The organism is Streptomyces sp. NPDC048637 (assembly GCF_040650675.1).
GTDB lineage: Bacteria > Actinomycetota > Actinomycetes > Streptomycetales > Streptomycetaceae > Streptomyces.
On sequence record NZ_JBEZHQ010000038.1, the window covers coordinates 1 to 18804 of the forward strand.

Here is an 18804-nt window from a genome sequence, read left to right on the forward strand (position 1 = left end):
ACGAGGCCGCCGGAGTGAGTGGGCTGCGACGGACGCGGCCGGTCGAGGGGAAGCGCCAGCTCCTGCGGAAGATCCCTGAGCGCCTCGGCCCAGAAATCCGCCTGCTGCCCGCCCACCTCCGCCAGAAGCTCCCGCTGCCACAGTGTGTAATCCGCGTACTGGACCGGGAGTGCCTGCCACGTCGGAGCGGTTCCGGTGCGGCGGGCGCGATAGGCGGCCGACAGATCGCGCAGCAACGGAGCTTCCGACCAGCCGTCGCTGGCGATGTGATGCAACGTCAGCAGCAGGACGTGCTCATCCGGCGCGGCCGAGAACAGGGCGACCCGCAAGGGCAGTTCGACCGCCAGGTCGAAGGGGGCGAACGCCGCCTCCTGGAAGAGGGAGACCAGCTCCTCCGTGGCGCACGGCACCACCGCCACCTTCGCCGCCGCGTGCTCGGGCGCCAGGATCTCCTGGAAAGGCTCGTCGTCACGGACGGGGAAGACCGTGCGCAGCGCCTCATGGCGCCCGACCACATCGTTGACGGCGGACTGGAGGGCGTCCACATCCACCGGGCCCCGCACCCGGAAGGCGAACGGCGCGTTATAGGTCGGACTCCGCTCCAGACGGTCCAGGAACCACAACCGCTGCTGCGCAAACGACAGCGGCACCACCGCCGGCCGCGCCCTCGCCGTCACCGCCGGCCGCGCCACAGCACCATCGGCCAGCAAATCCGCCAGCCCGGCGACGGTCGGCGCACCGAACAGTGCACGGACGCCCAGCTCCACACCCAGCACCGAGCGGATCCGGCTGAGCAACTGGGCGGCCCTCAGCGAATGGCCGCCCAGGGCGAAGAAATTGTCCGCCACCCCCACCGCCGGCACACCCAGCACCTGGGCGAACAGCTGGCACAACACCTCCTCCCGCGCCGACCGCGGACCACGCTCGCCCCTCCCGGCGCGTCCGGGGCCGTCCCCGGACGGGACTGTCTCGTCGGTCTGCTCCGCGGCCGCGGGGCTGTGCGCTTGCGTCATGGTGCTCCTCCCTTGGAGACCGAGATGAGTCAGTTGCGGGTGGCGGGCTGCGGCGACAGATCGCGCCAGTGCTCCTCGATGTGGTCGAGGCAGGCCTGATATCCGTCGGCGCCCCGGGTCACCGTCCAGCCCTGGGGAGGTGCCAGGTGCGACGGCCAGAGGGAGTGCTGGTGGTGCTGATTGACCAGGACGAGATAGGTGCCGTCGACGTCTTCGAAGGGGTGCGTGTGCGTCACGGGGAAGGTCCTTTCAGGGGGCACGGAGCCATGTGGGACGGAGCGGAGTGCGCGAGGGAGCCGTGCGGGACGGAGCGGTGTGCGCAAGGGAGCGGTGCGGGACGAGCAGACGAGTCCCGTCCCGCGGGCTCAGACTGCGGCGTGGGTAGGCGGCGCGGTGAGCGGCGCGGTGAGCGGTGCGGTGAGCGGTGCGATGTGGGCCGGCAGCTGCCGCCAGATCTCCGGGGTGTAGAAGTGCCCGCCGGGCAGCACATCGTGGCGGTACGCACCGCGTGCGACCCGGCGCCACTGGTTTCCGGCGTCCGGCTCGATGACGTCGTCGTCCGTCGCGGAGAGCATCTGGACGGGGACGCCCACCGTGGTCCCCGGCCGGTAGCGGAACGTGTCACGGACCCGGACATCCGCACGCATGAGCTCCACAGCCATCTCCTGGAGTCCCGGGTCCGCCAGGACGTGTTCGGGCATCAGGCCGTTGGTGCGCATCCAGTCCAGCAGCTCGGCGTCGGTGTCCTGGCACGCGGGGAACATGTCCCGTGGAGTCAGTCCGCGGTCGGGTGCATTGCACGAGGAGACGACCAGCGCCTCCGGTGCCTGGCCGGCCGCATCCTCGATCCGGGCCGCGACGTCGAAGGCCATCCATCCGCCCATGCTGTGGCCGAACAGGACATACGGCCCGTCGGCCGCGGAGAGCACGGCGGTGGTGGCGTCCGCGGCGAGTTCCTCCCAGTCGGCCGCGTACGGCTCCAGGAAGCGCCCCTCCCGGCCGGGGTAGCAGATGGCGGAGAGGGCCACACCGGCCGGCAAGCTGTCGCTCCATGAGTGGTACGGCCCGGTGCCCCCGCCGCAGAAGCCCAGGCAGACGAGCGTGCGCACGGTGTGGCGGTCCGGCGGTTTGATCGGGATGACGGTGGTGTCCTGATGTCCGGCCATCGTGGCCATCTCCTGTCTCTGTGGTGACGATCGCGCTATCCGCGCATGCGACGCGCTGACGGTGGCGCACGGGATTCGCGGGGCCGCGGGTGGCTGCGGGCCCGTCAGCTGCCGGCGCGCAGGCTCTCGACGTGCCGCGCCAGGTCCCTGAGCTGCGGATGGCGGTAGACCTCACGGGCCGACAGGGCGACCCCCAGCTGCTTCTTCAGCCGGGCCACGACACGCAGGGCGATCAGCGAGTGGCCGCCCATGGCGAAGAAGTCGTCGTCGGACCGGATGTGCTCACGGCCGAGGACTTCGGACCAAACGGCTGCTATCAGCGTCTCGGCCTCGCCCTCCGGAGCGCTGTCCGGGGCCGCCGGGGCCGGTTCGGGCGCGGGCAGGGCGGCGAGGTCAACTTTGCCGTTCACGGTCAGCGGTATCGCGTCGAGTGCGCGGTACGCGGTCGGGAGCATGAACTGTGGCAGGACGGCGGCCAGATGCGCGCGGAGGGTCCCGGGAGTGGGGATGCCGGTGTCAGGCGTGTCGCCCGCGGCGGCTGTCGTAGCCACGTAGTACGCGGCGAGCTGCTCGCCGGCGGCCGCGCCGCTGTGCAGCGTGACCACGGCGGCCGCCACACCCGGATGGGTGGTCAGCGCAGCCTCGATGTCGCCCAACTCCACGCGGTATCCGCGGAGTTTGAGCTGACGGTCGCTGCGTCCCCGGTATTCCAGGGAGTTGTCGGGGCGTCGGCGCACCAGGTCTCCGGTGCGGTACATCCGTGTGCCGTCGGCGGCGAACGGGTCGGCGACGAACCGGGTGGCGGTGAGCGCGGGCCGGTTCACATAGCCGATGGCCAGCTGCTGTCCGGCGAGGTAGAGCTCGCCCTCCTCGCCGAACAGCACCGGCCGCAGCTCGGGGTCGAGGACGTGGCACCGTACTCCCGGCAGGGGGCGTCCGATGTGCGGATCGATGTCCTCGATCCAGGCTGCGGTGACGTCCACCGTGCACTCGGTGGGGCCGTAGAGATTGACCGCTTCCAGTCGCCGGGTGTCGTGTGCGGCCGCCAGCTCCCGCCAGGTGTGCTCCGGTACGGGCTCGCCGCCCATGAACAGCCGGAGCCGTCGTCCCTCGGTGGAGCGTTCGAGCAGTTCGTCGCGGAGCAGCGGCCAGTGCGAGGGGGTCAGGTCGAGATCGTGCACCCCGTGCTCGTCCAGGACTGCCCTCAGCAGGGCCGGGTCGGTGCGCTCCGCCTCCCCCAGGACGACCACGGTGTCGCCCCGGCACACCCGTGCCCACTGCTGGACCGAGGCGTCGAAGGAGACGCTGGCGTTCCAGGCGACGACCCGGTGCCACTGGTCGTAGAGGCCCGCTTCCTCCAGCCCGGCGACCAGTGCGGCCACCGCGCCCCGGGTGGTTTCGACGCCCTTCGGTACGCCTGTGGAGCCGGAGGTGTAGATGACGTATGCCGGGGTCTGAGCGGGGACCGGTACGGGCGGTGCCGGAGGGTGCTCCGGGGCCTCCGGATGGGGCACGACCGGAAGGGTGCGGACGCCTTCGGGCCACCCCGGGCCGTCGCTTCCGCCGGTCAGCACCACGTCGATGCCCGCGTCGCGCACCATCGCGTGCAGGCGTTCCTGCGGATATGCGGGGTCGAGCGGTACGTAGGCGGCGCCGGTCCGCCAGACCGCGAGCAGCGCGACGACGAGGTCGGTGCCCCGGGGCAGGCTGACCCCGATCCGCCGGCCGGGCGCGGCGCCGTGGCCGGCCAGCGCTGCCGCCAACCGGGCGGTGTGCCGGTCGAGTTCGGCGAAGGTGAGCGCACCGCGATGGCTGCTGGCCGCGATCCGGTCCGGGGCCGCCGCGACGGCCTGCTGGAAGCGGGTCAGCAGATCGACGGCGTGATCCGGTGCGGTGTGGTGGGCGTCTTCGAGGAGCTCGGTCATGCTGCTCACTCCTTTCCCGGGGCGGGCGGCACGGTGGGCCGGCAGCCCGCGAGTTCGACGGGTTCGCCCATCGCGACGACGATGCGGCGGTCGCCGCGGAAGGGGTCGCGGCCATGGGTGGCCAGCACGTTGTCGACGAGCAGCACATCGCCCGGCTGCCAGGTCTCGCGCACCGTCGCGCCCTCGTAGGCGGCGTTGATGGCGTCGAGTTCGTCGCGGGTCAGCGGGACGCCGTCGCCGAGGCCGGTCTCGAAGGGCAGGCCGTCCGGCCCGAATTCGTCGAGCAGTGCCTCCCGGATCTCCTCGTCCAGCGACCAGGAGTTCCAGAACGCCATGTGGTTGAACCAGACCTCCTCCCCCGTCTGCGGATGCCGGATGATCCCGGGCCGCAGTTGCCGGGTACGCAGTCCGCCCGAGGCGTCCCATTCGCAGGAGATGAGGTTGTCCGCGCAGTACTTCTCGGTCCGCTCCCGGGTGTCGGCGGCGAACGCGGTGCGCCAGTCCAGGGAGATGTGGTCGGAGTAGTTGCGGGTCAGCAACCAGCCGGCCGAGCGCATCCGCTCGACGAGCGGGGAGGGTATCCGGCGGAGCACTTCGCGGCAGTCGGCGACCGGTGTCGCGCCGCCCTCCTCCGGTGCCGTCAGGCAGGAGAACAACAGCAGACCGGGGAAGGTCAGTGTGTAGCTGTTCTCGTTGTGCATACGGATCGGCTGGTTGGGCGGGAGGTCGGTGGAGGAGTAGACGTCGTTCCCGTAGCTGCTGCGGGGGGTGGCCTTCTCGCGGTAGGGGGTGCGGCGGGGTACCAGGACGTCGCGTACCTTCGCGAAGTCGTCGACGTCACGGACCGGGAGGCCCCGCAGGTACACCGCACCGTGCCGGTGCAGTGCGGTGCGCAGCTCCGTGTGGACCGAGCCGAGCCACTCAGCTGCTCCGGCGGCGTCGGCGAACCGGGGGACGTGTGCCATCGCCGGCTTACCGGGTTCGAAAGTCCAGGCGGGGGGTTCCGCGGTGGCGGACCGGGAAGAGCTCATGGTTTGTGCGCTGCCTCTCGTGTCGTTGCTGACGGATGTCCTCGGACGCTGGTCGGGGGAGGTCAGCTCCATCCGGTGTCGTGCCGGTCCTCGGACGGGTGGGGCATGTCCTGCGCGGGGCTGGGGAGCGGAAACATGGATTCCTTTCATGTCGTTCCGAAGGGGTGGAAAGTTCCGCGGAGGGGGCCGGTGCAGTACGTGGATCGGCACCGGACTCGGCTCGGTCCGTCCTGCGCACTGCGCACCGGGTGTTCTGCCGAAATGCGCTGCGGAATTGGTCCGGCCCCGGGCGCCGGTCGCCATTTCCAGCCGGTGCCGACGCGCTTCACGCTGTCATTGGGAAAGGCGTGCACCAAGAGCGTTCGGGGATGGTGTTCATGCCTGTCGTATAAAGGAGAGGGGGCAAAAAGGGCATCGGTGGCTGTGGGTCCGGAGCGGCCGGTACCCGGCGGCACGGCGTGAACGAGGGACACGGCCGTCGTCCGGTCAGCTCGGTGCGGCCTCGCGGGTGGGCAGGTCGCGGCGGGAGCGGATCGGGGACCACAACAGGATCAACGCGGCCAGCGGCATGGCTGCGGTCACCAGCCACATCGTCGGTCGCACACCCAGCAGCGTGCCGAGGCCACCTGCGAGGAGTGCGCCCAGCGGCAGGGTTCCGTAGTTGAGGAACGCCGAGCAGGCGGTCACCCGGCCGAGCACACCGGAGGGGCAATACCCCTGGATGAAGCCTGCCTTGATGATGTTTCCCGCCACCACGCCGAGCGCGACCGCGCCATAGCCGACGACGAAGAACGCCAGTCCGGCACCGTCACGGGTGAGCGCCATCAGCGGGGCGAGGGCGGGCACCCCGAGCTCGAACAGCAGCAGGGCGCGGGCGGTGCCGAGCCGGGCCGCACCGCGGCGCACCAGCAGCGCGCCCAGGACGCCCCCTGCGCTACCGAGTCCCACCAGCGCCCCCACCGCACCGGAAGAAAGGCCGATGTCCCGCACCAGGAAGACGACGAGCAGGGCCTGGCAGCCCCCCAGGGCGAGATTGGAGGCAGCTCCGAAGAGGGTGAGGCTGCGCAGATACGGGTCGTGGGCGACCAGCCGCACCCCCTTCCGTACGTCCCCGAGCAGCGGCGTGCGGCATCCTGACCGGGAGGCCGCCGCCGGCGGCTCACGGTGCCGGATGCGGCCTACGCACAGGAAGGAGAGGAGGAAGGTCGCCGCGTTGGTCAGCATGCCGTCGACCGCACCGGCGGCCTGTGCGATCAGGCCTCCGCATCCCACACCGGCGATTTGCGCCGCGGCGGCGCTTCCGTGCAGCTTCGCGTTGCCCTCGGCCTGATCCGGGCCGCTGACCAGGGTGGGGAGATAGGCGGTGTACGCGGTCTGGAAGAAGACGGCCGCCGAACCCACCAGCAGGGCGACCAGCAGCAGCTGGCCGATGCCGAGCACACCGAGCCATGCGGCCACCGGCACGCTCAGGAACAGTGCGCACGAGACGGCGTCGCAGACCAGCATGACCGTGCGGCGGCGCAGCCGGTCCACCCAGACTCCGGCGGGCAGCCCGATGACGAGCCAGGGCAGCCAGGTCGCGGCGTTGAGCAGGCTCACCGCAAGGGTTCCGGCATGCAGTACGGAGACGGCGGCCAGCGGCAGCAGCACACTCGTGACAGACACACCGAACTTGCCTGCGGTCTCCCCGTACCACAGCTGCCGGAAGTCCCGGTGGCGGCGTAACAGTCCGCCACCGGCACTGCGCCCCGCCGCCCGGTGCCCGGTGTTCACCGGCACGGGGAAGTGCCTGTCTGCTCCACGTTGACTGGCTGTTGATCAAGCATGTCTAGCGTGCCTTCCGATCGGGGGATATACCTGATGCGGGCTGAGGGATGATGAATACGTCAGAACCACTCGGACGAATTGAGCTGAGCGAGGAAGCGTCGTGCGTATTTGCCTACGCTGCGCAGCGCGCCGTTTGCGGCATCGAGGAACTCACCGCGCTGGGGCTCGACAGTGCGGACGCGGAACGAGCGGTAAAAGAACTCGTGGAAATGCGATTACTGTGCCGTGCCGAAGGAGAGGCCGGCCGGTTGGCCGTGGTGCCGCCCCGGACCGCCGCTGTCCGGCTGCTGCGTCCCTTGGAACGCCAGGTGCGCGAACGCTATGAGGAGATCGAGCGGCTCCGGGAGACGTTCGAATCGCTGCTCCCTGCCTACGAGTCGGGGCGGGCGCGTCGTTCGGACGCCGAGCCGATCGAGCTGCTCACCGATCTGGGGACCGTCCAGGAGACCATCGAGGAGTTGACGATGGGCGCCCGGGAAGAGGTGCTCACCGCCCAGCCGGGCGGTGCCCGTTCCGCCCGCGCACTCCAGGAGGCGGATGAGCGGGACCGGCGGATGCTTGCGCGCGGCGTCAGGATGCGCACCCTCTATCAGCATCCCGCCCGCTACGACCAGCCGACGGTCGACCACGTCCGGCGTGTGATGGACCTCGGAGCGGAGGTGCGGACGCGGACCGACGGCGTGTGCCGGCTGCTGGTCTTCGACCACCGCGTGGCCTTGCTGGGGCTGCGAGACGACCCGGAGGCGGCCCTGCTGGTGCATGAGCCGCATGTCGTCCACTACATACGGGTGTTCTTCGACTGTCTGTGGCGCGATTCCTCGCCCTTCCCGGTCAGATTCGACTCGGCCGCTGCCGTCCGGATCTCCGGCGAGATTCAGGAGTCGATCGTCGCCATGCTGTCGGAGGGGCTGGAGGACAAGTCGATCGCGCGGCGCCTGGGCATGTCCGTACGCAGCTGTCAGCGCCACGCCTCGGAGATCATGAAGGCGGTCGGTGCGAAGAGCCGGTTCCAGGCCGGATATGCGCTCGGGCGGCTGCACGCCGCCGCGCAGGACCGGGAGTGAGCCCGGAGCCGCCCGCACGTCACCGAAGCCGGCCCATGGCTCGTACGGGGAGGCCGGGATCCGCGCCGGCCAGTTCCCGTACGAGCGCGCCGAGGCCCTCGGCGTGCCGGGCTGCTTCCCCGGCCGTGTAGTTGGCGGGATTCGCTTCCACACACACGCTGGTGCCGGCGTGCTCGGAGTGCACGTCGAAGTACAGGCCGAGGTCCGGTATGGGCCCGGTGACCAGTGTGTGCACCACGCCGGTGGCTGGTCCGAAGCGCAGATCGCGGTCGAAGTTGACGATATTGACCACCGGTCCGACGCTGTGGTGCTCCGGGGCCGTGGAGAGCGTGCGCCGGAACTCCTCGTAGCGGTAACGGTGGTGGCGCAGCGCCTGCCCGATCTGCCGGTCCGTCCGCCGGAAGGTGTCGGTCACCGACCGCTCCGGCTCCACGGGCACCCGGAACGGCAGGAGGTTCGCCATCGGTGCGACGACATTGCGCAACAGGCGGGTGGGCCGGCTCGTCGCGGAACAGGCGAAGGTCACCTCGTCGGCGCCGGTGGCCTGCCACAGGTAGAGGGCTGCGGCGGTGATCAGGAAGCGCGCGGTGGACATCTCCAGCCGCTCGCTCTGGGCGTGGACGGCCTCGACCACCGGCCGTGGCAGATGGTGGGTGTTCTGCAAGGTGACAGGTGCGGGCGGAGCGTCCGCCCGGAGCCGGCCGGTGGCCGGCCAGTCGCGCGCGATCTGCTCCCAGAAGTCCCGGTCGGCTGCGTACAGCCGGCCGGCCCGGTAGGCGCGGTCGTGTTCGACGGCGGCCGTGACCGGCGCGAAGGGGTTGGGTTCGCAAGAGGCACCGGTGTGCATCGAGTGGTAAAGGGCTGCGGTCCTGCGGGCAAGGGCGGCAGTTCCATGGCCGTCCGTGACGATGTGGTGGAAACGGCGATACCAGAAGTGGCGGTGCTCCGCTACCTTGATCAGCGCACCGGCCAGCAGAGAACCACAGGTCAGGTCGACCGGGCGGGCCATCTCGGCCCGCATCCAGGCCACCGCTTCCGCGTCGGGGTCGGGCCGCTCGCTCATGTCGAGGACCTCGAAGGACCATTCCGCCGGCCCCAGTTCCTGGTAGGGCGTCCCGTCAGTGGCGACGAGGAACCGTGCGCCGAGCGATCCTGCTTCGTCCACGGCGGTGCGGGCGGCGGCTTCGAGAAGCTTCGGGTCGATGGCGCCGGTGATTTCGTAGTAGTCACCCACGTTGTAGACCGGGCTGCTCGGTTCGAGCACCTGCGATATCCAGATCTCCAGTTGCCCCGCCGTCAAAGGGGATTGCACGTTTCCGCTCCAGAGGTCTAGGGAATCGTTGTCCGCCCAGCCTGGCAGCCGCACCGGGCACCGCACAGGCCGTGCCGGGGGTGGTGTCTGCGCCAGTCGTGGACCCGAGGGGCGTGCGGCGTGGCGAGACCCAGGCCGGGTGGCTGTCCGGGATCGTCGGCACGCACCGTGCACCGTGCCCTGGAGGAGGGCGGTGTACGCGGCAGACACGTCATCCAGATGCTGTGACGCGGTGACCGTGGCGCGGGGCGGCGACCTGCGGACGTCACGGTTTCCCGGGGGCCGACCCGGTCGCCGAGGCCGTCGGCGAGCCCTTCTTCAACTGGGTGCTGAGGTCCGGCCACACGCCGATCAGCTGCTTGCGCGGTGGCTTGGCCAGCCACTTGCGGTACAGCTTCAGGTACGTTCCGTCCTTCACCATCCGGGCCATGGTGCTGTCGAAGGCGGACCGCAGCGGGCTGTCCTTGGGGAGCGGGAGGCTCGCCCCGGCGGGTTGTGACGTTTCGATGGCGATGCGCAGCGACGAGTACTGCTTGATCAGGTCTTCGGCGACGGTGCCGCCGAGTGCCACCCCGTCGATGCCGCCGGACAGCAGCTGGCTGACCGCTCCGGTGGCGTCCCGGAAGCGGATGATCTTCGCCTTCGGCATGTGCTCGGCGACATACGCCTCTTGGACGGAGCCGAGAGTGACCCCGATCTTCTTGCCGTCGAAGTCGCCGCTCGCGTCCGCGGAGGTGGACCGGGTGGTGAGCACGGCGGTGTAGCCCCAGTAGAAGGGCTTGGTGAAGCCCACATTCTTGCTGCGTTCGGGAGTCGGATTGAGCGCGGACGCACCGATGTCGTAGCGCCCGGTCTTGATACCGGTGAGCAGGCCCGCGATATCGGTGGACCGGTACTGGACCTTCAGGCCTCGGCGGTGGGCGAACTCGTTGATCAGGTCGACGGCGAAGCCCTGGGTGGCCCCCTCTTTGCCGGCGAAGGCGAAGGGCTTCTGGTCGCTCTCGGCGCCGGTCATGAGGACGCCGGGCTGGGCCAGACCGTAGGGGTTGCCGGCGCCCGCTGTGCTGCCGCAGCCCGCTGCCAGCGCAGTGGTGGCGCACACGGTGAGCGCGGTCACCAGAAGCAAGCTCCTTCTGGGACGGTTCGTCTGTCGTGCCTTCACCTGCATTCCTTTCACCTGAATTCCTTTCGAGCTCGTACGGGCCGGGGCAGGAGGGCTTCAGAGCACCTGGGCCAGGAACTCCTTCAGCCGTCGGGTGGTGGGGTTGGTGAAGATCTCGTCGGGCGGGCCCTGTTCCGCCACGACGCCTTGGTCCATGAAGACGACCTGGTCGGCGGCTTCGCGGGCGAAGCCCATCTCATGCGTCACCACGATCATGGTCATGCCGGACCTGGCCAGGTCACGCATGGCCGCCAGGACGCCCTTGACCAGTTCCGGATCCAGAGCCGAGGTGGCCTCGTCGAAGAGCATGACGTCGGGCTCCATGGCCAGCGCGCGGGCGATGGCCACGCGTTGCTGCTGCCCGCCGGACAGCCGGAAGGGGCGCTGCCCGGCGAGGTGGGCGAGGCCGACCTGCTCCAGGGCACGGTGGGCGCGCTGCTGCGCCTCCTGCGAGGAGAGTCCGCGGACCTTGGTGAGGGCAAGCTCCACGTTCCGCTGGACGGACATGTGCGGGAAAAGGTTGAAGTGCTGGAACACCATGCCGACCCGGGTGCGGACGCGATTGACGTCGCAGCCCGGCTCGTTGACCGCCTCGCCGTCGATGAGGACGGTGCCGCCGTTCGGTGCTTCGAGGAGGTTCAGGCACTTCAGCAGGGTCGACTTGCCCGAGCCGGACGGTCCGATGACGCACATCGTCTGTCCACGGGGGACGTGAAAGGAGACCCCGCGCAGAACCTCCGTCTCGCCGAAGGACTTCCGCAGGTCCTGCACGCTCACCATCGCGTCACCGGCCGCCACGGGCGGTACGGCGGGGGCCGGCCGGGGACCGGTCGTGGTATCGGCCGTCGTCCGGACCGGAGAGCCGGCGGAACGGTCCTCGTCCTGGAGCGGGGAGATCACGGTGTCGCCGGCCGCCGCCGCCTCGACGGCGACCGCCGCCTGGCGACGTCCCTCGCGCAGCCTGTGGTCGAGCCAGTTCACCAGATGCGTCAGCGGGACAGTGATCACCAGGTAGCACAGGGCCACCGCGGTCAGGGGGGACATGTTGTAGGTGCGGGTGGCCTCCTCCTGCGCGATGAAGAACAGTTCCCGTTGGCCGACGCCGAGCCCGAGGAGATAGACGAGCGAGGTGTACTTGATGTCGATCACGAACTGGCCGGCCATGGCGGGCAGTACGGCACGGATCCCTTGCGGCACCACTATCAGACGCATGGCCTGGAGGTAACCCATGCCCAGGCTGCGCGCCGCATGGAGCTGGCCGCGTTCGACGTTCTGGATCCCCGAGCGGAAGATCTCCGCCATGTAGGCGGCGGAGATGACGCCGATGGCCAGGACGGCGTAGCCGAATGGGTTGCTGCCGAAGGGACGGATACCTGCGGCGGGCAGCCCGATCCCGAAGATCATCACGGTCAGGATGGAGGGCAGCCCCCGGAAGATGTCGACATAGGTACGGGCCGGGAGGCGTACCCACCACCGCTGGGAGAGCAGGCCTACGGCAACGATCAGCCCGATCACCACGCCCATCGTCACGGCCAGCGCGGCGATCAGCAGGGTGTTGGCAAGGCCCTCGGTAAGGAGTCGGGGCAGGATGCCGGCGATGGTGTGCCAGTCGAAGAACGTCTGGAGGATGTTGTTCACCGGGATCCCTCCGTGGCCGGCCGGCGCATGGCGAGGGCCGCGTACAGTGCCGCGCCGTCGGCCAGCACCTCATCGGCGAACGCAGCGGACCCACTGTGGTTGTCGGCGGCGACGGTGTGGTCGTCGCCGGTGCAGGCGCCGTACACGACGAAGCATCCGGGCACCTGGTCGGTCACGCGGGAGAAGTCCTCCGAGCCGGCATGGGGGAAGTCCATGTGCGTATAGCGTTCCGGTCCGAACAGATCGGCCGCGGTCCGTGCGACACGTTCTGCACAGCCTGGATCGTTGACGGTCGCCGGATACTGGGTGTCGAAGGAGACATCCACGGTGAGTCCGTGTGCCGCGCCGATCTGCCGGCACAGCCGCACCGTCTCTTCCTGCATCCGAGCCAGCGAACCGGGCGAGAAGGTGCGCACAGTGGCCTGGAACCGCACCTGGTCCGGGAGCACGTTGGACGCGGTGCCGCCGTGAATCGTGCCCACGCTGAGGACGACGGGGTCGAAGATGTCGAACCGGCGGGTCACCATCGTCTGGAGCGCGAGCACCATCTCGGCGGTGGCCGGTACCGGATCCAGGCCCAGGTGCGGTACCGAGCCGTGCCCGCCGTGCCCCTGCACCTCGACGGTCAGCTCACTGCAAGCGGAGAGCACCGTGCCGGGCCTCGTGGCGAATTCCCCGCGCGGGAGCCGGGCCGACATCACATGCAGCGCATAGGCCGCGGTCACCCGGGGACCCGCGGCGTCGAGCACGCCTTCTTCGATCATGAGCCGGGCGCCGTCCCAGCCCTCTTCTCCGGGCTGGAACATGAAGACCACATCGCCGGCCAGGTCCGCACGCCGCTCCGCGAGGATCCGGGCCGCGCCGACCAGCATGGCGGTGTGCAGATCGTGTCCGCACGCGTGCATCACTCCGTCGATCCGGCTGGCGAAGTCCACACCTGTTCGCTCCTGGACCGGCAGGGCGTCCATGTCCGCGCGGAGCAGGACGGCCGGTCCAGGACGCCCGCCGCGCAGCACGGCAGTGACGGACGTCAGCTGCTTCCCGGTGGAGATCTCCAGCCCCAGTCCGGCCAGTGCCTTCAGGACAGTCTGCTGGGTGACCGGGAGGTGAAGGCCGATCTCCGGATGACGGTGCAGGGCGTGCCTGAGCTCCGTCAGCTCCGGCGCGAGACGGTCCGCCGCGTCCCTCGCCCGTTCCATGTCCCGCATTCCGCCTCCTGATGTTCGCCGTCAGGCGTCCCCCCGTACTCCCGGGCCGGGTACGCCTGTGGTCTGCGCCACCATCGTGTCCCAGCCACATGCCGTCGTCTAGCATCAATAGTGCATTGATTCATGCGGTCAGATCATGGATGGCGGCGACTCGAAAGACGACCGACGGCGGTTTCCCGCACGTAGCGCGAACTTCCTGGGGAGGTAGGCGTGTTGGGGCATTTCGCCGGCGCGACGGCCGCCGTCGTACGCGCCGCGGCGGCAACCCAACCGACCAGCGGCCCGCTGATGCGCAAGGACGCCCTACTCCATCGAGCCCGAGACGTCCGGCGAGGCGTCCGCCTCGTGGTCCGGCATGTCCGTCCAGCTCACACCGGGCGGCAACTGATGCCCGGTGACCCGGAGTTCGCCGAGCAGGCCCAGCACATGCTGCACGGCGGGCGAGACGGCCCGGTCGGCACGCGTGACGATATCCAGCCTGCGCTCCACGACCGGCGCCACGATCGGCCGGTGGGTGAGCACGGCGAAGCTCATCAGCGCCTGAACCAGCGCAGGGAGCACGGTCACCCCGAGCCCGGCCGCGACCAGACCGCCGACCGTGGCGACGTTGCTGGCCTCGACGACACCGGCCACCCGCACGTCGGCCTGCCGGAACGCCGCGTCAGTGAAGGAGCGCACGCTGGAGTCCGCTCCGATGGAGACGAACTGCTCGCCGGCCAGGTGATCCCACCGCAGTTCGCCCCGATCCGCGAGTGGATGACCGGGGGGTACCGCGGCAAAGAAGCGGTCCTGCGCAAACGGCCGGGCGACCAGACCGTCGGGAAGCTGTCCGGCGACGGTGATCGCCAAGTCGGCCTCACCGGCCGTGACATGGTCGATCACACTGCGTGCCAGCCCGTCGAGTATGCAGACGCTGATCTCCGGACGCTCGGCGTGCAGCGTCGAGATCACCGGCGGAAGCAACACCGCCGCCACGGACGGCAGCGTGGCGATCGTGACCGTTCCACGCTCTCCGGCGAGGAAACGGCTGAGCTGGTTCATCTCCGCCCGGTGGGCGGAGAGCACGCGCTCCGCGACCGCCAGTAGCTCCGCACCTTGTGGGGTCAGCGCCACATTGCGCGTATCCCGCACCAGGAGCCGCACCCGCACCGTCCGCTCCAGTTCGGCCACCGTACGACTGAGTGCGGACTGCGATACGTGCAGCTCACCGGCGGCAGCGGTGAAGCTGCCGGCGCGGGCAACCGCGGCAAAGGCCTCAAGCTGGCGCAACGAGAGATCCATGAGGATGCATTCCAGGTGACTCGATGATTAGTGCCGGAAGGACACAGATGCCCCCCGAGGCGGTCGACGCAAGGCGGCTCACCCGCCGACCCGACCCCCGCGACCGTCGGAAGCGGCCAGGGGTGAGCCCAGAGACATTCATGCACGCAGTTTATCAATCTATCCACATCCAATGTTGGGTATGCACTATTTAACCGCCCCACATGACGCGCATGAGACATCACCTGCCAGATGTCAGCGACGTCGGCCTTCCGGCCCTTGAGCGTTCCTCCGCATCGGGCCGCGGCGCAGCCGCCCGGCAGGTGGCACGCAGGTCGGCGCCGGCACTCCGACATCACGAAGGAGCCGAACAGCGACGAGGAAGCCCCTCTCCCCCGTCGCCGAGCCGCCGCGCCAGGACAAGACCACACCACGGCCCGCACCGGGGCATCGCGCCGACCACTCCGTGCTGCGTGCGGCGTACCGCCGGGCACCTGCGCGTCGGCATCGAGCGGGAACGCACCTGCCTCGGCGCACGGAGCCCGAACTGCGTCAGCGCCGTTCTCGGCGCGAACGCCCCCGGGCCGCGGCAGACCCGCCGCGACACCTCGCCATTCATGCGCTCAGCGCATGGATTGATGGGATTTTTTTGCTGGACAGGTATTTCTCGCCTTCGACATGCTGAAAACCTCCCCGAAGGCCTCCGGGACGCAGCGCCCCGGTGCCCTGGCGGAGGAGACGGGAGCACACCACTGCGAGGGAGCACAACATGCCGCACGAGCATCGGAAAACCCCCGGACGCGGGCAGCTGCGCGGACTGAAAGTGGTCGAGTTCGCCCATGTGGTGGCCGGGCCGCTGGCAGGCTCGATGCTGGCCGACCAGGGAGCCGATGTCGTGCATGTCGAACCTCCCAGCTCGGGCGACGCAGCTCGTTCGATGGGCCCCCGGCGAGACGGGGTCCCCCTGTGGTTCAAGGTCGCCGGACGCAACAAACGATCCGTCACCCTTGATCTCCACCACGAAGACGGCCGGGCCGTCGCCGAACGCCTCGTCGCCTGGGCGGACATCGTCATCGTCACCTTGCGCGCGGGGCGGCTGCGTAGCTGGGGACTCGACTGGGAAGCCGTGCACCGGATCAACCCGAAGGCCGTACTGCTGCAGATCTCCGGATTCGGCGCCACCTCCTCCCTTGCCGACGCCCCCGGCTTCGGCAAGATGGGGGAGGCACGCAGCGGCGTCGTACACCTGACGGGGTTCCCCGACGGCCCGCCCGTGCACACCGGCTTCTCCCACGGCGACGCGGTGACCGGGCTGATGGGCGCCTTCGCCGTCCTCGCCGCACTCCACCGCCGCGAGCACGACGCCGACTTCGACGGCGAATGGATCGACCTGGCCCTCTTCGAGCCCCTGTTCCGGCTCGTCGAATGGCAGGTCATCGTCCATGACCAGCTGGGGAAGATCCCCGAGCGGGCCGGCAACCAGCTCGCGGTCGCCCCGGCGGCCGTGATCAACACCTATCGCTCCGGTGACGGCGACTGGATCACGGTGACATCCGCGACGCTGCGCTCGGTGCGCAATGTGGCCCGGCTGCTCGGCCTCCCCGAAGACGAGTTCGCCACCGCACAGCAGCAGTACGCAGGGCGCGGGCAACTCGACGAGCGCCTACGGGCATGGATCGCGGAGCGTGGCACCACCGAGTGCCTACGGGCGTTCGACCGCGCCGAGGTCGTGGCCTCCCCGGTGTTCAGCGCCGAGGACATCGCCAACGACCCCGTCTACGCCGAGCGCGGCGACATCGTGACCGTCGACGACCCTGACCTCGGCCCCGTGCGCATGCAGGCCGTGATCCCCCACTTCCACCGGCAGCCCGGGCACGTCTGGCGGACCGGCCCGGCTCTCGGCCAGGACAACCGCCTGGTCTACCGGGAGTGGCTGGGGCTCAGCGAGGAGGAACTGCGGGAGCTGGAGAAGAACGATGTCGTCTGAGACCGACGCCACGGTCCCGCACCGGCCTTTGCTGCGCTCCCTGCTCTTCGTCCCCGGAAACCGGACCGGCTGGCTGCCCAAAGCGCGTGCGGCCGGCGCCGACGCGGCCATCCTCGACCTGGAGGACGCGGTGCCCGCGGCGGACAAGCCGTCCGCCAGGGGCCGGGTCGCCGAGGCCGTGGCCCTGGCCGCCGGGGATCCTCCGGACGCGATGGCGCTCTTCGTCCGTATCAACCCGCTCGACGGCTGGGCGACGGCCGGGGAACTGCGTGCGGTCGTACGCCCCGGGCTCACCGGCATCGTGCTGCCCAAGGTGCGCTGTGCCCAAGATGTACGGTTCGCCGACCGGCTGCTCACCTGGTGCGAACAGGAACAGGGCCTGCCCGGCGGCACGGTCGCCCTGGTCCCCTTGCTGGAGACGGCCCGTGGACTGCACGACGCCCACGACATCGCCACGGCTGCCGCACGCGTCGCGTACCCGGGCGCTGTCACCGCCTCCGGCGGCGATGTCGCGCGCGCGGTCGGCTACCGATGGAGTCAGGAGGGAACCGAGACACTGGCCCTGCGCTCGCGGGTCCTGCTGGATGTGCGGGCGGCCGGAGCCCCCCACCCCGTCACCGGACTGTGGACACACCTCGACGATCTCGCCGGGCTGCGCTCCTTCGCCGAACAGAACCGCTCCCTCGGTTACGAGGGCATGATGGCCGTCCACCCCTCCCATGTCCCCGTGATCAACGAGGCGTTCTCCCCCACGCCCCGCGAACTCGACCGCTGCGCACGGCTGATAGCCGCGGTGGAGGCCGCGCAGGCCGACGGGGCAGGGGCGGTGTCGTTCGAAGGGGAAATGGTGGACGAGGCCATGGCCGCGACAGCGCGCCTTCTGCGGAAGCGGCACGCCGGCCCCGGGCCCGTCCACGACCCGGGATCATCCTGACCGGCCGTGGGAGCCGTCGTGGTGGCAACTGGCAGGCACAGCAACCGAACACCCCGGGCTCTTCGCAGAGGCGGTGTGTCAGTGGGTGACGATGGGCTTCTCGACGGTGACGGGACCGGTGGAGACGGCTCGCCGGGTTCGAAGCGGACGTGCCGATGCCCGCGATGCGGAACGTGAACTCGATGCCGCCGTTGTCCTTGGTGGTTTCGGGATGTGATCGCGGCGCAGACGGCTTTGGAGCCGCTGAGTTTGATCGCCGGGCGGACCGCCTGCTGTTGGCCCCGCTCTCCCCCGTGCCCACATCACGGTTGGGTAATACAGCGCCCCGGGCATCAACGCGCAGCGCGCTGCCGGCATCTCACCTCGCAGCAACGACATGAGGAGTTCACGATGCTTCGTAAGCGCTTACGCCTGATCGCCGTGCCGGTCGCGGCCGTCACCCTGCCCCTGGCTGTCGCCGGTTTCCAGGCCGAGGCGGCCGCCGCGCCGGCCCCGGGCGGCGCGGCACGGGCAAGCAAGGCCGCCACGGCCACGGCCCCCTGCCTGGCCGATGCCACGACACTGGTCGGCGACCTCGACGGCGACGGCCACCGGGACAAGATCAGCAACCCCGGCCTCACCGGCACCAGGATGACGATCCAGTGGGGAACCGCGAACGGCTCGTTCGGCACCAAGCACGCCGTCAGCGCCCTTCTCGGCGCGAAGAAGGGGGAGGTCACCTCCGCCGCGGTCGCCGACTTCCAGCGCGACGGCACCCTGGACATGGTCGTCAACCTCGTCACGCCGGCCGGTGGGGACGACCCCTCGACGGCGCGCGTCGCGGAGTACCGCCCCGGCCCCCTCAAGCGGGCGAACCTTGCCTCCGCCAAGTCCCGGCACTCCGACATCGGCGACCACGGGGAGGCGCAGCAGCTTCGGATCGCCAACTACGGCGGCGACGCGTATCCGGACCTCGCGATCCTCAACAACTCCGGTGACGGGCAGCTGGACCGGCACGTGCGCCTGACCAAGCCGGGCAGCGGACCGGGGAACTACGACTACGAACTGCAGCTGAAGTACGGCGAGTTCGGTACCACGCCGGAGCCGCCGGCCATGCCCGGCGACGGCTGGAAGCACTTCTACAAGCCCTGCTCCTGACCACGACCGGGCGCCGGCGGCCCTCCGGACACCACCGGCGCCCGGCGCCGCCTGGACCTGCGCTCGCTGCTGAGCGGACTGCTCGCCCACCAGCCGGAGTTCCACCGGGCCCTGGCCGCCGCCGCGGGCCGGGCGTGCGC

Annotated in this window: 15 protein-coding genes; 4 read left to right on the forward strand and 11 right to left on the reverse strand. The window is 70.1% G+C overall.

The window, feature by feature from the left end:
• The 6 genes from AB0C46_RS32635 to AB0C46_RS32660 form a co-directional block, all read right to left on the reverse strand.
• Nucleotides 1-1013 (reverse strand): condensation domain-containing protein (locus AB0C46_RS32635; protein ID WP_362832280.1); only part of this gene is annotated, 1013 nt, incomplete at its 3' end.
• A gap of 29 nt (nucleotides 1014-1042) precedes the next feature.
• Nucleotides 1043-1249, reverse strand: a complete 207-nt coding sequence (locus AB0C46_RS32640; protein ID WP_362832282.1) for an MbtH family protein — start codon at nucleotides 1247-1249, stop codon at nucleotides 1043-1045.
• A gap of 129 nt (nucleotides 1250-1378) precedes the next feature.
• Nucleotides 1379-2179 carry an alpha/beta fold hydrolase gene (locus AB0C46_RS32645; RefSeq protein WP_362832284.1) on the reverse strand — a complete coding sequence of 267 codons (801 nt, stop codon included), beginning with the start codon at nucleotides 2177-2179 and terminating at the stop codon, nucleotides 1379-1381.
• Between the two features lie 104 nt (nucleotides 2180-2283).
• Nucleotides 2284-4104 (reverse strand): non-ribosomal peptide synthetase, encoded by a 1821-nt coding sequence (locus AB0C46_RS32650; RefSeq protein ID WP_362832285.1) that lies wholly within the window; start codon nucleotides 4102-4104, stop codon nucleotides 2284-2286.
• Between the two features lie 5 nt (nucleotides 4105-4109).
• The gene (locus AB0C46_RS32655; protein ID WP_362832287.1) at nucleotides 4110-5069 is read right to left on the reverse strand and encodes a TauD/TfdA family dioxygenase; all 960 of its coding nucleotides are present in this window, start codon (nucleotides 5067-5069) and stop codon (nucleotides 4110-4112) included.
• A 552-nt stretch (nucleotides 5070-5621) separates the two neighbouring features.
• Nucleotides 5622-6914: an MFS transporter gene (locus AB0C46_RS32660; RefSeq protein ID WP_362832288.1), complete on the reverse strand. Its 1293-nt coding sequence runs from the start codon at nucleotides 6912-6914 to the stop codon at nucleotides 5622-5624.
• Between the two features lie 302 nt (nucleotides 6915-7216).
• Between AB0C46_RS32660 and AB0C46_RS32665 the strand changes: the two genes are divergently transcribed.
• Nucleotides 7217-8026, forward strand: a complete 810-nt coding sequence (locus tag AB0C46_RS32665; RefSeq protein WP_362832374.1) for a LuxR family transcriptional regulator — start codon at nucleotides 7217-7219, stop codon at nucleotides 8024-8026.
• 19 nt (nucleotides 8027-8045) lie between these two features.
• On the opposite strand, the gene AB0C46_RS32670 is transcribed toward AB0C46_RS32665, so the two are convergent.
• The 5 genes from AB0C46_RS32670 to AB0C46_RS32690 form a co-directional block, all read right to left on the reverse strand.
• Nucleotides 8046-9338, reverse strand: coding sequence for a condensation domain-containing protein (locus tag AB0C46_RS32670; protein ID WP_362832289.1), 1293 nt, complete (start codon nucleotides 9336-9338; stop codon nucleotides 8046-8048).
• A 265-nt stretch (nucleotides 9339-9603) separates the two neighbouring features.
• Entirely contained in the window at nucleotides 9604-10455 is an 852-nt protein-coding gene (locus tag AB0C46_RS32675; protein WP_362832290.1) for an ABC transporter substrate-binding protein, read from the reverse strand.
• Nucleotides 10456-10557: 102 nt separating this feature from the next.
• A complete protein-coding gene (locus AB0C46_RS32680) occupies nucleotides 10558-12138 on the reverse strand; it encodes an amino acid ABC transporter permease/ATP-binding protein (RefSeq protein WP_362832292.1) in 1581 nt (526 codons plus the stop codon).
• Nucleotides 12135-13346, reverse strand: a complete 1212-nt coding sequence (locus AB0C46_RS32685; protein WP_362832293.1) for a M20 family metallopeptidase — start codon at nucleotides 13344-13346, stop codon at nucleotides 12135-12137. The genes AB0C46_RS32680 and AB0C46_RS32685 overlap by 4 nt, the downstream gene beginning before the upstream one ends.
• A 303-nt stretch (nucleotides 13347-13649) precedes the next feature.
• Nucleotides 13650-14627, reverse strand: coding sequence for a LysR family transcriptional regulator (locus AB0C46_RS32690; RefSeq protein WP_362832294.1), 978 nt, complete (start codon nucleotides 14625-14627; stop codon nucleotides 13650-13652).
• Between the two features lie 748 nt (nucleotides 14628-15375).
• Between AB0C46_RS32690 and AB0C46_RS32695 the strand changes: the two genes are divergently transcribed.
• The 3 genes from AB0C46_RS32695 (at nucleotide 15376) to AB0C46_RS32705 (ending at nucleotide 18664) form a co-directional block, all read left to right on the forward strand.
• A complete protein-coding gene (locus AB0C46_RS32695) occupies nucleotides 15376-16593 on the forward strand; it encodes a CoA transferase (RefSeq protein WP_362832295.1) in 1218 nt (405 codons plus the stop codon).
• Nucleotides 16583-17527 carry a CoA ester lyase gene (locus AB0C46_RS32700; protein ID WP_362832297.1) on the forward strand — a complete coding sequence of 315 codons (945 nt, stop codon included), beginning with the start codon at nucleotides 16583-16585 and terminating at the stop codon, nucleotides 17525-17527. Before AB0C46_RS32695 ends, AB0C46_RS32700 begins: the two co-directional genes overlap by 11 nt.
• Before the next feature lie 390 nt (nucleotides 17528-17917).
• Nucleotides 17918-18664, forward strand: coding sequence for a VCBS repeat-containing protein (locus AB0C46_RS32705; RefSeq protein ID WP_362832298.1), 747 nt, complete (start codon nucleotides 17918-17920; stop codon nucleotides 18662-18664).
• The last annotated feature ends 140 nt before the right edge of the window (nucleotides 18665-18804 follow it).

Excerpts from the sequence above, each read along its gene's own strand:
- AB0C46_RS32655 (WP_362832287.1), bottom strand. The coding sequence starts at position 5,069 with ATGGCACACGTCCCCCGGTTCGCCGACGCCGCCGGAGCAGCTGAGTGG.
- AB0C46_RS32645 (WP_362832284.1), bottom strand. The coding sequence starts at position 2,179 with ATGGCCGGACATCAGGACACCACCGTCATCCCGATCAAACCGCCGGAC.
- AB0C46_RS32690 (WP_362832294.1), bottom strand. The coding sequence starts at position 14,627 with ATGGATCTCTCGTTGCGCCAGCTTGAGGCCTTTGCCGCGGTTGCCCGC.
- AB0C46_RS32695 (WP_362832295.1), top strand. The coding sequence starts at position 15,376 with ATGCCGCACGAGCATCGGAAAACCCCCGGACGCGGGCAGCTGCGCGGA.
- AB0C46_RS32650 (WP_362832285.1), bottom strand. The coding sequence starts at position 4,104 with ATGACCGAGCTCCTCGAAGACGCCCACCACACCGCACCGGATCACGCC.
- AB0C46_RS32685 (WP_362832293.1), bottom strand. The coding sequence starts at position 13,346 with ATGCGGGACATGGAACGGGCGAGGGACGCGGCGGACCGTCTCGCGCCG.
- AB0C46_RS32700 (WP_362832297.1), top strand. The coding sequence starts at position 16,583 with ATGTCGTCTGAGACCGACGCCACGGTCCCGCACCGGCCTTTGCTGCGC.
- AB0C46_RS32705 (WP_362832298.1), top strand. The coding sequence starts at position 17,918 with ATGCTTCGTAAGCGCTTACGCCTGATCGCCGTGCCGGTCGCGGCCGTC.